Raw genomic sequence first — 14,220 nt, forward strand, 5'->3', positions numbered from 1 at the left:
ATAAAATCTTTATTTTTCAATTAGTTAGTATTAACAGAAAAATCTGTATCCGTTTTTTTTGCATGATCTGTCAATTGGCCTGCATGCAGAATGCCTGTATTTTCCGACTCACTGGACAAAGACGACTGACTGATGAACCCTGAAAAACTCGAACTGCTGATCACTCGGCAAATGCCCTTCGGCAAGTACAAGGGCCGGATCATCGCCGACCTGCCGGGACCGTACCTGAACTGGTTTGCCCGGGAAGGTTTTCCCCATGGCGAATTGGGTGGCCTGTTGGCCCTGATGCAAGAGATCGACCACAACGGTCTGTCGGAACTGCTTGAACCGTTGCGCGCCAAACATGGCAAACCCGCGCCGCGTCACTGAATACCGCTTCATCACTCAATGCCCCTGACCGAGACCCCCATGCCCGACAACACACGCCGCGCCCGTGATGAAGCCTTCTGGCAGACCTTTGCCGATCGCTACGATCTGCAACCGGGGCCGATCAACCTGGAAAACGGTTACTTCGGGCGCATGTCGCGCACGGTGGTCGAGGAGTACCAGCGCAACATCGAACTGATCAACCGTGGCAATTCGGTGCATGTGCGCCAGCAGTTCGAGCAGGGCGAGAGCCTGAAGGTCCAGGCGGTGGTCGCCGACCTGATCGGCGTGCCCACCGAAGCCGTGGCCCTGACCCGCAATGCATCGGACGGTTTGCAGTCGTTGATCCGCAACTACAATCGGTTGCAACCGGGTGATCAGGTGCTGTTCTGCGATCTGGAATACGACACGGTCAAGGGCGCCATGGGCTGGCTGGCCAAACATCGCGGCGTGGAGGTGATCAAGATCGAACACCAGCACCCTGCCAGCTTCGACAGCCTGCTGGCCACGTACCGCGAGGCCTTCGCCCGTCATCCGCGCCTGAAGCTCATGGCGGTGACCCACGTCACCCACCGCACAGGCCTGGTGATGCCGGTGCAGGCCATTGCCGCCGCCGCCAAGGAATATGGCATCGATGTGATACTCGATGGCGCCCATGCCCTGGGGCAGCTGGAATTCAACCTCGATGAACTGGGCATCGCGTTCGCCGCCTACAACCTGCACAAGTGGATCGGCGCGCCGCTGACCCTGGGCTTGCTCTATATCGCGCCCGAGCGCCTGGCGGACATCGACCCGGACATGGGCGAACTGCATTTCCCGGTGACCGACATCCGTGGGCGCACACCCTACAGCACGCCGAACATTCCGGCGTTGCTGACCCTGCCGCTGGTGATCGAGGAACATCACGCCATGGGCGGCGCCGTGGCCAAGGGCACGCGGCTCAACTACCTGCGCAACCTGTGGGTGCGCCAAGTGCGTCAGTTGCCGGGCATCGAAGTGCTGACTCCGGATGATCCGCGGCTGTATTGCGGCATCACGTCCATGCGTTTTACCGAACAGGCCGATCAACAGGTCATGGCCCGGCGACTGCTGGAGGACTACAACCTGTTCACTGTGGTGCGCACGGGCGCCGCGTGTGGGCCGTGCATCCGCATCACACCGGGGCTGACCACCACCGCCGATCATATGCAGCAACTGATCACGGCCCTGAAAGCACTGCGCTGATCGCTCCCACGGTGACCGCGTCGACTTCAGGTTTTTCGCAGGCAAAAAAAAACGGTGCACCGACCAAGCGCACCGTAAAGCCGTCAAGCACACAACGAGTGTAGGGTGAAGCAGATCAGTCCAGCAGCGCCAAGGCCTGGGCGGTGCATTCCTGAATGCGGGCCCAGTCGCCGTTCTTGATCCACTCCGGATCCAGCATCCAGCTACCGCCCACGCACATGACGTTTTTCAACGCCATGTAGCTCTTGATGTTGGCCGGACCCACGCCGCCGGTCGGGCAGAATTTCACTTCGCCGAACGGGCCGCCCAGGGCCTTGATGGCCGCAACGCCGCCGCTGACTTCCGCCGGGAACAGCTTGAAGCGGCGATAGCCCAGGCCATAGCCTTCCATGATGCCCGAGGCATTGCTGATGCCTGGTAACAGCGGAATCGGGCTGTCGACGCTGGCTTCCAGCAGGTCACGGGTGATCCCCGGGGTGACGATGAACTGCGAGCCCGCCGCTTCCGCCGCCGCCAGCATCTGCCGATCGAGCACGGTGCCGGCGCCGGTCATCAGTTCCGGACGCTGCTCGCGCAGGATCTGAATGGCCTTGAGGCCGAACTGCGAACGCAGGGTCACTTCCAGCGCGGTCAGGCCACCGGCAGCGAGGGCATCGGCCAGCGGCAGGACGTCCTGCTCACGGGCAATGGTAATCACCGGCAGGATCCGCGCCTTGGCGCAGAGGCTGTCGATCAGGGCAACTTTATCCGCCATGGAAACGGTCGGGGATGGGTTTTTCATAGCGGCTGTTCCTTGGCTCATGGGCACCAGTAAATCTCTAACGTGGGTTGCAAAAACGCGCGAATCGGCAATGCGGCGACGTCGTCACCGGCCAGTGCGGTATTTAATGTGGTCAGTTTGGACTGACCGGAAATCGACAGGACTTTGTGCCTGGCCGAGGCCAGCAATGCGCGGCTCATGGTCAGGCGCTGATGCGGCACGGTCGGCGCCAGCATCGGGTAGCAGCGACGAATGCCATCGGCCTGCAGGGCTTCGGCCAGGTTCGGGCTGCCGGGGAACAGCGAGGCGGTGTGTCCGTCATCGCCCATGCCCAGTATCAGCACGTCAATCACTGGTAATTCGGAAAGCAAGCGATCGGCATGCTCGGCTGCCTGCTCCAGGTTGGCGCTGGCGCTGTACAGGCTCAGGAACTGCGCCTTGGCCGCCGGGCCTTGCAGCAGGTATTTCTTGATCAGGCCGGCGTTGCTGTCGGCGTGCTCCACCGGCACCCAGCGCTCGTCCGCCAGGCTGACCACCACGCTCGACCAGTCCAGCGCCTGCTTGGCCAGGTGCTGGAAAAACGCCACCGGGCTGCGGCCACCGGACACCACCAGGGTCGCGGTGCCCTGGGCGTCGATCGCCTCGCTCAGTTGTTTGGCCACGCTCAGCGCCAAGCCCTCGGCCAATTGCGCCGGGTTCTTGAACTCACGGGCGCTGACGCCCTGAGGCAGTTTCAAATCAGATATCGCCATACCACGACCTCCCGTCCCGCGTGATCAGTGCAATGGAGCTCATCGGCCCCCAGGACCCGGCCGCGTACGGCTTGGGCGCATCACCGGATTTCTTCCATCCGGCGATCAACTGGTCACACCACTTCCACGCGGCTTCGATTTCATCTTTACGGACAAACAGGTTCTGATTGCCGCGCATCACTTCCAGCAACAACCGCTCGTAGGCATCGGGAATCCGTGCGCTGCGCCAGGTGTCGGAAAAATTCAGCTGCAGCGGCCCGCTGCGCAGCTGCATGCCTTTGTCCAGGCCTTGCTCCTTGGTCATCACACGCAAGGAAATGCCTTCGTCCGGTTGCAGGCGGATAATCAGCTTGTTGCTGATTTGCAGGCGCTGCTCGGGGGCGAAGATGTAGTGCGACGGCTCCTTGAAGTGGATGACGATCTGCGACAACTTCTGCGGCATACGCTTACCGGTACGCAGGTAGAACGGCACGCCGGCCCAGCGCCAGTTGCGGATGTCGGCACGCAGGGCGACGAAGGTCTCGGTGTCGCTCTGGGTGTTGGAGTTCGGCTCTTCCAGGTAACCCGGGACCGATTTGCCCTCGCTGTGGCCGGCGATGTATTGGCCGCGCACAACTTGCGTGGTCAGGCCTTCCGGGCTGATCGGCGCCAGGGCCTTGAGCACCTTGACCTTCTCGTCGCGGATGCTGTCGGCGGAGAGGTCCGCCGGCGGGTCCATGGCGATCAGGCAAAGCAGTTGCAGCAGGTGGTTCTGGATCATGTCCCGCAGCTGGCCGGCCTTGTCGAAGTAGCCCCAGCGGCCTTCGATCCCGACTTTCTCGGCGACGGTGATTTCCACGTGGGAGATGTAGTTCTGGTTCCACTGGGTTTCGAACAGGCTGTTGGCGAAACGCAGGGCGATCAGGTTCTGGACAGTCTCTTTGCCCAGGTAGTGGTCGATGCGGTAAGTGCGGTTCTCCGGGAAGAACTGGGCCACGGCGTCGTTCACTTTGCGCGAGGATTCGAGGTCCGAACCGATCGGCTTTTCCAGCACCACGCGGGTGTTTTCCGCCAGGCCGACCTTGGCCAGGTTCTCGCAGATCGCGCCGTATACCGCAGCGGGCGTGGCGAAATAGGCAATCATCCGTTGCGCGCTGCCGGCCTGTTCGGCCAGGGCCACGTAGTCTTCGGACTTGAGGAAATCCACGTGCAGGTAAGTCAGGCGAGCGAGGAAGCGCTCGACCACGGCTTCGTCCAGATCCTTGGCCCCGACGTAGCGGCGCAACTCGGACGCGATGAACGCCAGGTGCTCCTGCTCGCTGCCGGGCTCACGGGCCAGCGCGATGATGCGCGTGTCCTCATGCAACAGGCCGGCGCCGTCGAGCTGATAAAGGGCGGGGAACAGCTTGCGCAGGGCCAGATCGCCCAGAGCGCCGAACAAGGCAAAGGTGCACGGTTCAACCGTAATCGAAAGCATGATGTTTGTTCTTTTATCAAGTTAAGCTACAAATACCTTTTTTCAAGGCATCACTCAAGGGAAAATGTAGTAATAACCACAACATTTTCGCAAAATACAGATTCCGTGTGGTGGTCAGTCAGAGCCATCAGTAGGATAGGCCACCGTGACGGGCCCCACCAAAGGCCCTTTTTGCATTAGCCATGCGCTTATCGGCGCAGGTGAATCAAGGATACTTATATGGACCGCGTGCGAAATTTACTGGAGCAGATCCAGAGTCGCCTTGAAGAGCTGAACAAGGCCGAACGCAAAGTCGCCGAGGTGATCCTGCTCAACCCGCAGCAGGCCACCCGCTTCAGCATCGCCGCCCTCGCCCAGGCCGCGTCGGTCAGTGAACCGACGGTCAACCGTTTCTGCCGTTCGTTCGGCGTCAGCGGCTACCCCGAACTCAAGCTGCAACTGGCCCAGAGCCTGGCCAGCGGCGCGGCCTATGTCAGCCGCGCGGTGGAAGCCGACGACAATCCCGAAGCCTATACCAAGAAGATTTTCGGCAGCGCCATCGCTTCCCTCGACAGTGCCCTGCAGGCCCTGGACCCGAGCCTGATAAGCCGCGCGGTCGACCTGTTGATCCAGGCCCGGCAGATCCACTTCTTCGGCCTCGGCGCTTCGGCCCCGGTGGCGCTGGATGCACAGCACAAGTTCTTTCGCTTCAACCTGGCCGTGACCGCCCATGCCGACGTGCTGATGCAGCGCATGATCGCTTCGGTGGCGCACACCGGCGAATTGTTCGTGATCATTTCCTACACCGGCCGCACCCGCGAACTGGTGGAAGTGGCGCGCATCGCCCGGGAAAACGGCGCTTCGGTGCTGGGCTTGACCGCCGAGGGCTCACCGCTGGCCAAGGCCAGCACCCTGAGCCTGAACATCCCGCTGCCGGAAGACACTGACATCTACATGCCGATGACCTCGCGGATCATTCAGTTGACCGTGCTGGACGTACTGGCCACCGGCATGACCCTGCGCCGGGGCGTGGATTTCCAGCCGCATTTGCGCAAGATCAAAGAGAGTTTGAATGCCAGCCGGTATCCGGTAGGGGATGAGTTCAACTAACTCGGCACCTTCATCGTCTTTTCAGGCCTCTTCGCGAGCAAGCCCGCTCCCACATTGGATCTTCAGCGAACACAGCATGTGTGTTCCAAACCAATCCCCTGTGGGAGCTAGCTCCCACAGGGATCTTCAGTGAACACAGCATGTGTGTTTCAAACCAATCCCCTGTGGGAGCGGGCTTGCTCGCGAAGGCGTCAGCCGCAACACCATCCATTCAAATCCCAACCCGCGCCTGCAAACTCACATGCGCCCGCTCCCCCGGCTTCAGGCACAAGCTGGCGGTGCCGCCACTCGCCGCCTCCACGCAAACGAATTCCGATATTTCGTTCCAGTTCACCCCAAGCAACGGCCGCGAACCGGGGTGCCACACCACCGTGTCCGCCGTCTCGCCGGTATCGATGCACAACGCCCGCTGCCAGGCGTGGTCGTTGAGCTGCAGTTCGCCGTCATGTTGAAACACCCGCTGGCACCCGCCATCGACCCGCAACTCGCCTTCCTGCTGACAAAACTCGCGGTTCAACTGGTCATAACCCTGGACGCCCTCGAGCCCAGACAGCGCTACCTCACCGACGTCGCCAATACGCCAATAGGCGTGCAACGCCTGGCTCAACTGGCAGGGCAGGCTGTCGTGATGCTCGGTGCTCAGGCGCAGGTCCATGCGCTCACCCAAGTGCGCGTGCAAGTCCGCTTGCCAGTCGCACAGTTGCAACTGCCAGTGCAGGCGCACGCCATCGTCGTCGCTGCTGCTGTCGATCAACTTCCAGTCGAGCAAGCGCGCCCAGCCATGGGACGGCCAGGCGTTTTCGCTGGGGTGACGGCCGTACCACGGCCAGCACACCGGCACGCCACCGCGAATGGCCCCGACCTGCGGCCACTTTGCCGCGCACCACAACCAGGGTTTCTGCTCCCGGGGCTGAAAGTGCAGCAACTGCGCACCCTGACGACTGAACACCGCCTGGCACAGCGGGTGATCGATCACCAACACGTCGCGCTTCTGATAGCGCTCCCAGGCAAACACCGGCCGTTCGCGCAAGGATTTGAAGAAGCGTTGCAGCGGATGCTCAAGCATTGACTACGGTCCTGAAAACACCACACAAAAAAAAGCGGACAGCCTTGGCTGTCCGCAAAATGCGCACATTAGAGAGGAGCTTATCGCAACAACGTTAGAACACCGACTGAATTTTCAGGCCGGCGACCAAAGCGTTGTCCACTTCATCCACACCGCCTGGATGAGTGATGTACTGCAGGTTGGGACGCACGGTCAGCCAGTTGGTGACGTGGAAGCCGTAGTTGAGTTCGTAGTTGTACTCAGTCTCACGCAGTGGCGAGAACAGCGGATCCTCGTACTGGGTCACACCGTTGGCGGCGTTGGTCAGCTCGGCGTTTTTCTTCACGTCATCGTTGACATGGATACGGGCGAAGCCAATGCCGACGTCATCTTTCGGACGGGCATCGAACGGGCCCTTGTACACGAACATCAACGACTGGTAGTTGTCGACGACGTTGGTGTCCTTGTCGTGGAAGGTGGCGTTGGCGGCGATGTTCAGACCGCGGGACGCGTCACCGTTGTGGCTGGTCAGCTGTTGCTGGGCCACGAACCAGTAGCCGTGCTTGCTGCTGTGGCTGCGGTAGGCGTTGCCGGTGGTGGCCGCATCGTTGCCGTTTTCGTCTTCGCGGACGTCATTGGCCTTGGCCGTGCTTTTGTAGTAACCGACACGGTATTCGCCCGGCAGGTTGTTCGGGTTAGGCAGCCAGACCAGTTCGACCGGCAGGACGGTGCCCGCGGTGCCGCTGCCACTGAGTTTGAAGCCGTTGCCGTGTTCCAGTTGCGACGGGTTCTGGTTGTAGGCGCCGATCTGCGCGTACCACTCAGGCGAAATGTTGTACTTCACGCGGATCGCGGCCTGGCTGATTGGCCAGTTGTACCAGATGTTGGTCGCCCAGTTACCCACCTGCGAGCCGCAGAACGCCAGGTTCTGGAATTCGCACGGGAAGCTGTTGAAGTCTTCGCCTTCGCCGAAGTAACCGGCCTTGACGTCGAGCTTGTTGTCGAAGAACTGGTGCTTGATCCACAACTGGGTCAGACGAACCATGTGACCGCGACCGTAGACTTCCTGCGAGGAACTCAAGGTGCCGGCACGTGGGTCGCCGACACGGTCGTTGGAGATGTTTTCGCCGTTACGGTTGGTCAGTTGGATCTTGGCCTGGGTGTTATCCCAGCCCAGCAGCTTCTGCAGATCCAGCGCCGCGCCCAGACCGAACTGGTCGGAGTAACGCGCAGTCTTGTCGTGGTTGTAGCCACCATGAAGGTTGCCGCCTACTTCACCGACGTAGTCCATTTTGATGTCGATGCCCTGCTCGATCAGCTTGGTCCGCTCACCACCCCAATCACCGGTCATCCATTCTGAATCGGCGCTAAACGCGTCAGCTGCGTGGACACTACCGGCCAGTGTCATGGCCGCGATTGCGGATAACTGGCAGATAAGCTGAGCGTTGTTTTTCTTCTTCATCCCTACATCCTCGTTTTATTGTTATTAACTTTTATGTTTAACGCGGTTACAGCGGTTTGCGGCGGATGACAGGCCACCCGTCACGGATTTCCCCCTGTGGGAGCGGCACCGCCGCTCCCACATTTTTTGATTCTCAGCGACCTTTGAACTGAGTCACGTTGGCAGCGTGGCTCTCGGTTTTCGGCAGGCCGGCCACCCCCAGGCGTTCGCCGGTCTTGGCATCGAACAGCAGCACTTTCGATGGATCGAATTGCAGGGTCAGGGTCTCGCCCACCGCCGGCGCGACGTCAGGCGCCAGGCGGCAGCAGACCTTGGTGTCGTTGAGGTTGACGAACACCAGGGTGTCGGGCCCGGTCGGTTCGGTGACCTGGACTTCGGCGCGAATGGTTGGCAGACCATTGCCTTCGCCGTTGGCCAGCACGATCTGCTCCGGGCGCAGACCCAGGATCACTTCACGGTCTTCAAGCCCTGCGTCCTGCATCGCCAGCGGCAACTCGCAGCGCGCCTGGCCACTGTCGAGCAGCGCCAGCAGACGACCGTCCTTGCGCTGCAGACGCAGCGGGATGAAGTTCATCGGCGGCGAGCCGATGAAGCTCGCCACGAACAGGTTGGCCGGGTTGTTGTAGATGTCCTTCGGAGTGCCGAACTGCTGGATGATCCCGTCCTTCATCACCGCCACTTTGTCGCCCAGGGTCATGGCTTCGATCTGGTCGTGGGTCACGTAGACCGTGGTGGTCTTCAGGCGCTGGTGCATCAGCTTCATTTCGGTACGCATCTCGACCCGCAGCTTGGCGTCGAGGTTGGACAGCGGTTCGTCGAACAGATAGATCTTCGGCCGCCGCGCCAGGGCACGGCCCATGGCCACGCGCTGTTGCTGGCCGCCGGAGAGCTGGCCGGGCTTGCGATTGAGCAGGTGTTCGATCTGCAGCAGCTTGGCCACGCGAGTGACTTCCTCATCGATGGCCGACTGGTTCATCTTGCGAATCTTCAGGCCGAATTCGATGTTCTCGCGCACGCTCATGGTCGGGTACAGCGCGTAGGACTGGAACACCATGGCGATGTCGCGATCCTTGGGGCTCATGCCGCTGACGTCCTGGTCGCCGATCATGATCGCGCCGCCGGTGATGGTCTCAAGGCCGGCGATGCAGTTCATCAGGGTCGACTTGCCGCAACCCGAGGGGCCGACGAGGATCAGGAACTCACCGTCCTTGATCGACAGTTCGATGTTCTTCAGGGTGTCCGGCAGGCCGGCGCCATAGGTCTTGTTTACATTGCGAAGTTCGAGCGTAGCCATGATTACCCCTTGACTGCGCCGGCCGTCAGCCCGCGCACGAAATACTTGCCTGCGACCACATAGACCAGCAGGGTCGGCAGCCCGGCGATCATCGCCGCTGCCATGTCCACGTTGTATTCCTTGGCGCCGGTGCTGGTGTTGACCAGGTTGTTGAGCGCCACCGTGATCGGTTGCGAATCACCGCTGGAGAACACCACCCCGAACAGGAAGTCGTTCCAGATCTGCGTGAACTGCCAGATCAGGCAGACCATGATGATCGGCGTCGACATCGGCAGGATGATCCGGCGAAAGATGGTGAAGAAACCCGCACCGTCCAGGCGCGCGGCCTTGACCAGCGCATCGGGGATGCTGATGTAGTAGTTGCGGAAGAACAGCGTGGTGAACGCCAGGCCGTAGACCACGTGCACGAACACCAGGCCCGTGGTGGTGCTCGCCAGGCCCATCTTGCCGAGGGTGAACGAAGCCGGCAGCAGCACGGTCTGGAACGGCAGGAAGCAGCCGAACAAGAGCAGGCCGAAGAACAGCTGCGAACCCCGGAAGCGCCACATCGACAGCACGTAGCCGTTCAGGGCGCCGATGGCGGTGGAGATCAGCACCGCCGGAACGGTGATCTTGATCGAGTTCCAGAAGTAACCGTCCACCGTGCCCCAGGCCTTGACCCAGCCGATGCCGCTGACCACGGTCGGCCAGCTCAGCAGGTTGCCGGTGCTGATGTCTTCCGGGGTCTTGAAGCTGGTCAACAGCATGACCACCAGCGGGATCAGGTACAGCAATACGGCGAGGATCAGCACGGCGTAGATCGCGATGCGACTCAGGCTGATCGCGGGTTTTGCAGCCAGACTAGTCATGACGCTTGGTCCTCAGCTCGGAGTACAGGTAAGGCACGATGATCGCGAGAATCGCACCGAGCATCAGAATCGCACTGGCCGAGCCCATGCCCATCTGGCCGCGACTGAAGGTGAACGAATACATGAACATCGCTGGCAGGTCCGAGGAGTAACCCGGGCCACCGGCGGTCATCGCCGCCACCAGGTCGAAGCTCTTGATCGCGATGTGCGCCAGGATCATCACCGCACTGAAGAACACCGGACGCAGGCTGGGCAGCACCACTTTCCAGTAGATGCGCGGCATGCTCGCGCCATCGATCTGCGCGGCACGGATGATCGATTGATCAACGCCACGCAGGCCGGCCAGGAACATCGCCATGATGAAACCCGAGGCTTGCCAGACAGCGGCAATCACCAGGCAATAAACGACGCGATCCGGGTCGATCAGCCAGTCCAGGCGGAAGCCTTCCCAACCCCAGTCACGCAACAATTTGTCCAGGCCCATGCCCGGGTTGAGCAGCCATTTCCACGCGGTACCGGTGACGATCATCGAGAGCGCCATCGGGTACAGGTAAATGGTGCGGATAAAGCCTTCGCGACGAATGCGCTGGTCAAGAAACACCGCCAGCAGCACGCCGATCACCAGGGTGATGCCGATGAACATGCCGCCGAACAGCGCCAGGTTCTTGCTGGCCACCCACCAGCGGTCGTTGTCGAACAGCCGCGCGTATTGCGCAAGCCCGGCCCAGGTGTAGTTGGGCAGGAAGGTCGAGGTGGTGAACGACAGAACGAACGTCCACAGGATGTAGCCATAAAAGCCCACCAGAACGATGAACATGCTCGGCGCCAGCACCAGTTTTGGTAGCCAGCGCTGCAATGCATCGAACGGCGAGGCCTTGCTGAACACAGCAACAGAACTCATGGGGAAATCCAGTACAGGGAAATAAAACTACAGTGACATCCCCTGTGGGAGCGGGCTTGCTCGCGAAAGCGGTGGGTCAGGCGAAACATGCATCAACTGACACGACGCCTTCGCGAGCAAGCCCGCTCCCACAGGGAGGGGCCTGCGATACTGATGATTACTTGGCCGACTGAACCGCCGCGCCGAGTTTCTTGGCCGCATCGGCCGGGTCGGCTTTCGGGTCGTTGATGTAGTTGGTCACGACGTCGAAGAACGCACCCTGCACTGCCAGCGTGGTCGCCATGTTGTGCGCCATGCTTGGCTGCAGGCCGCCGGACTTGGCGTCAGCCAGGAAGTCCTTGGCCGCAGTCTGGGCGCACGAGTCGAAGCCGTACTTGTCCATGTCCGCCAGCATGTCGTTGCGCACCGGGATCGAGCCCTTGTTGATGCTGAAGACTTTCTGGAAGTTCTCACCCAGCACGACGCGGGCGATGTCCTGCTGACCGGCAGCGGTGCCTTTGTCTTTCTGCTTGAACACCGCCAGGGAGTCGATGTTGTAGGTGAACGCTTTGTCGGTGCCCGGGAACGCTACGCACTCGTAGTCCTTGCCGGCGACTTTCTTGGCGGCGGTCCATTCGGACTTGGCCCAGTCACCCATGATCTGCATGCCGGCCTTGCCATTGATGACCTTGGCCGCTTCCAGGTTCCAGTCCTGGCCCTTGCCGTCGGCGTCCATGTAGGTCGCGACTTTCTTCAGCTCGGTCAGCGCCTTGACCATTTCAGGACCGGTCAGCGCAGCGTTGTCCAGGTCGACCAGGGCTTTCTTGTAGCCATCGACACCCATGACCGACAGCACAACGGCTTCGAACACGGTGCTGTCCTGCCAAGGCTGGCCGCCGTGGGCCAAAGGAATGAAACCGGCCGCCTTGAGCTTGTCACCGGCGGCATAGAATTCTTCGAGGGTGGTCGGGTTCTTGGTGATGCCGGCTTTCTTGAAGACTTCAGGGTTGATCCACAGCCAGTTGACGCGGTGAATGTTCACCGGTACCGCCACGTAGTCACCTTTGTACTTCACGGTGTCGGAGACTTTCTTGTCGAGCAGGCTGTCCCACTTCTCTTCCTTGGCCACGTCCTTGAGCACGTCAGTGTCCAGCAGACCGGTCGAGGCCCATTCCTGGATGTCCGGGCCCTTGATCTGGGCGACGCCAGGCGGGTTGCCGGCGACGGCACGGCTTTTGAGCACGGTCATGGCAGTCGCACCGCCACCGCCGGCCACTGCGCCGTCTTTCCAGGTGAAACCGTCTTTTTCCACTTGGGCCTTGAGCACATCGACGGCAGCCTTTTCACCACCGGACGTCCACCAGTGCACGACTTCCACCGAACCTTTGGAGTCGGCAGCGGAAACACTCAGGGGCAGGATGGCGAGCGGGAACAGGGAGGCGACAGAAATGACAGTAGCGAGGCGAGAAATCGCATTCATCTGGAAGTACCTTTCTTTTTGTTATGCATTGCAAGTCTGGTGCTTGCGCTGCACGGATTTTAAACAGGGGATATCCCTTCGCAGGTAACGAAGGGACGCGCGAATGTCACCGTATGGTTACACAACCAGTTACATAGCCAGTTACATTGCAACGCTCTGGGACAACTGCCCCAGCGCCGTGGCCATGCTTGGCGCCAGCGGCAGGCGCGGAATCAGAACGGCCTGCCAGGCGTGATACAGGTCGGGTTTGCCGGCCCAGATATCGGCACTCGGGCGGTTCAGCGGGTCGAGTTCGTGGTGCCAGCTGCCGTCTTCACGGTCGATGAAATGACGCTCACAAAATTCCCAGAACAGCCGGTACCACTGCTCGTACTGAGCATCGCCCGTGCGTTTGAGCAAGGCACTGGCGGCGGCGCTGGCCTCGCAATGGGTCCAGTGCAGGCGATGGCGGACCACCGCGTTGTTGTCCCAGTCGAGGGTATAGACAATGCCCGGCGCACCATCGATGTCCCAGCCATGCCGGCAGTTTTGCTCGAAGAGTTTTTGCGCGTCGGTCACCAGCCATCCTGGGGTGAGCATGCCGGCCTGTACCCGCGCCGCTTCGAGGTGCAGCAACAGCCGCGCCCATTCGAAGCCGTGGCCCGGTGTGGTGCCGTACGGGCGAAAACCGTCCGCCGGGTTGTCGTGGTTGTACTCACGCAGCGGCTGCCAATCGCGGTCGAAATGTTCGACCACCAGGTGCCCGTTGTCAGCAGCGTGGCCATGAATCACCCGCTCGACGATGCGCTGGGCGCGGTACAGCCAGCGCTTGTCATCCGTGACATCGGCCAGGGCGAGGAAGGCTTCGGTAGCGTGCATGTTGCTGTTGGCGCCGCGATAGGCCTCTTCTTCACTCCAGTCGCGGTTGAAGGATTCGCGCATTGCGCCCTCCTCCTCGCTCCAGAAATACGTGTCGATGATGTCGATGGCGTCTTCGAGCAAGGCCTGGGCGCCAGGCCGTTGCGCGACCACCGCGGAACTGGCGGCCAGCGCGACGAAGGCATGCAGGTAGGCGTTCTTGCCGGTGTTGCCATCACGGTGTTCGGCCACGGCGAACCAGCCGCCATGCAACCCGTCGCGCAACGGCCCGCGCAGCGCCTGGATGCCGTGATCCACCAGTTCGGCAAATCCCGGCAGGCCCTGGATGTGGGCCATGGCGAAGCTGTGGGTCATGCGCGCGGTGTTCATGGTTTCGGCCTGGGCGTCGGCGGGCAGGCGCCCCTTTTCGTCGAGGTTGCCGAAGCCTTCAGGCAGCCTGGACGCCTTGGCGAACGCCAACAGGCGCAGGCCCTCGGTGGCGAGCCATTGCTGATGGGCGGGTGAATTGAGCCAACTGCTGAAGGCAGGTTGGAAGCTGTGCATGGGGGACCTTTCTTGTTGTTATGACTGAGGGGCAGTCTAAACAACGGGGGGTGCGGGGCTTGTAACGAAGGGGGCGAGTTATGTCACCAGCCTGTGACATTTGGCGAAAGTAATAACCCGTGGCGAGGGAGCTTGCTCCCGATGGACTGCGCAGCAGTCCTGC

General features: G+C 61.1%; 13 protein-coding genes. 3 read left to right on the top strand and 10 right to left on the bottom strand.

Features of this window, described 5'->3' with window-relative positions; all coding sequences use genetic code 11:
- Positions 1–132: 132 nt before the first annotated feature.
- Together B0W55_RS17665 and B0W55_RS17670 are read left to right on the top strand one after the other, a co-directional pair.
- Complete coding sequence (locus B0W55_RS17665; RefSeq protein WP_008056784.1) at positions 133–369, top strand: DUF3820 family protein; 237 nt, start codon at positions 133–135, stop codon at positions 367–369.
- 39 nt (positions 370–408) lie between these two features.
- Positions 409–1,590, top strand: coding sequence for an aminotransferase class V-fold PLP-dependent enzyme (locus tag B0W55_RS17670; RefSeq protein WP_077047216.1), 1,182 nt, complete (start codon positions 409–411; stop codon positions 1,588–1,590).
- A gap of 115 nt (positions 1,591–1,705) precedes the next feature.
- On the opposite strand, the gene B0W55_RS17675 is transcribed toward B0W55_RS17670, so the two are convergent.
- Genes B0W55_RS17675 through zwf form a run of 3 tightly spaced genes read right to left on the bottom strand, consistent with a single transcriptional unit; the run spans position 1,706 to position 4,558 of the window.
- A complete protein-coding gene (locus tag B0W55_RS17675; protein WP_077047217.1) occupies positions 1,706–2,371 on the bottom strand; it encodes a bifunctional 4-hydroxy-2-oxoglutarate aldolase/2-dehydro-3-deoxy-phosphogluconate aldolase in 666 nt (221 codons plus the stop codon).
- A 17-nt stretch (positions 2,372–2,388) separates the two neighbouring features.
- Positions 2,389–3,102, bottom strand: a complete 714-nt coding sequence (gene pgl / locus B0W55_RS17680) for a 6-phosphogluconolactonase (RefSeq protein ID WP_077047218.1) — start codon at positions 3,100–3,102, stop codon at positions 2,389–2,391.
- Entirely contained in the window at positions 3,089–4,558 is a 1,470-nt protein-coding gene (gene zwf / locus B0W55_RS17685; RefSeq protein WP_077047219.1) for a glucose-6-phosphate dehydrogenase, read from the bottom strand. Before zwf ends, pgl begins: the two co-directional genes overlap by 14 nt.
- 228 nt (positions 4,559–4,786) lie before the next feature.
- Here zwf and B0W55_RS17690 point away from each other — a divergent pair, with 228 nt between their 5' ends.
- Positions 4,787–5,647 (top strand): MurR/RpiR family transcriptional regulator, encoded by an 861-nt coding sequence (locus tag B0W55_RS17690; RefSeq protein ID WP_175645518.1) that lies wholly within the window; start codon positions 4,787–4,789, stop codon positions 5,645–5,647.
- A gap of 211 nt (positions 5,648–5,858) precedes the next feature.
- Here B0W55_RS17690 and B0W55_RS17695 read toward each other — a convergent pair whose 3' ends face one another.
- The 7 genes from B0W55_RS17695 to B0W55_RS17725 all read right to left on the bottom strand — a co-directional run bounded on the left by B0W55_RS17695 (position 5,859) and on the right by B0W55_RS17725 (position 14,057).
- Positions 5,859–6,713 (bottom strand): D-hexose-6-phosphate mutarotase, encoded by an 855-nt coding sequence (locus B0W55_RS17695; protein ID WP_077047221.1) that lies wholly within the window; start codon positions 6,711–6,713, stop codon positions 5,859–5,861.
- Between the two features lie 94 nt (positions 6,714–6,807).
- The gene (locus B0W55_RS17700; protein WP_077047222.1) at positions 6,808–8,154 is read right to left on the bottom strand and encodes a carbohydrate porin; all 1,347 of its coding nucleotides are present in this window, start codon (positions 8,152–8,154) and stop codon (positions 6,808–6,810) included.
- 133 nt (positions 8,155–8,287) lie between these two features.
- Positions 8,288–9,448: an ABC transporter ATP-binding protein gene (locus B0W55_RS17705; protein WP_077047223.1), complete on the bottom strand. Its 1,161-nt coding sequence runs from the start codon at positions 9,446–9,448 to the stop codon at positions 8,288–8,290.
- 2 nt (positions 9,449–9,450) lie between these two features.
- Complete coding sequence (locus B0W55_RS17710; protein ID WP_077047224.1) at positions 9,451–10,296, bottom strand: carbohydrate ABC transporter permease; 846 nt, start codon at positions 10,294–10,296, stop codon at positions 9,451–9,453.
- Positions 10,289–11,197 (bottom strand): carbohydrate ABC transporter permease, encoded by a 909-nt coding sequence (locus B0W55_RS17715; RefSeq protein WP_077047225.1) that lies wholly within the window; start codon positions 11,195–11,197, stop codon positions 10,289–10,291. The genes B0W55_RS17710 and B0W55_RS17715 overlap by 8 nt, the downstream gene beginning before the upstream one ends.
- Before the next feature lie 157 nt (positions 11,198–11,354).
- Positions 11,355–12,656 carry an ABC transporter substrate-binding protein gene (locus B0W55_RS17720; protein WP_077047226.1) on the bottom strand — a complete coding sequence of 434 codons (1,302 nt, stop codon included), beginning with the start codon at positions 12,654–12,656 and terminating at the stop codon, positions 11,355–11,357.
- Positions 12,657–12,797: 141 nt separating this feature from the next.
- On the bottom strand, positions 12,798–14,057 hold the full coding sequence (locus B0W55_RS17725) for an AGE family epimerase/isomerase (RefSeq protein ID WP_077047227.1): 1,260 nt from the start codon (positions 14,055–14,057) through the stop codon (positions 12,798–12,800).
- Between the last annotated feature and the right edge of the window lie 163 nt (positions 14,058–14,220).

Source organism: Pseudomonas sp. KK4 (assembly GCF_001984065.1).
Lineage (GTDB): Bacteria > Pseudomonadota > Gammaproteobacteria > Pseudomonadales > Pseudomonadaceae > Aquipseudomonas.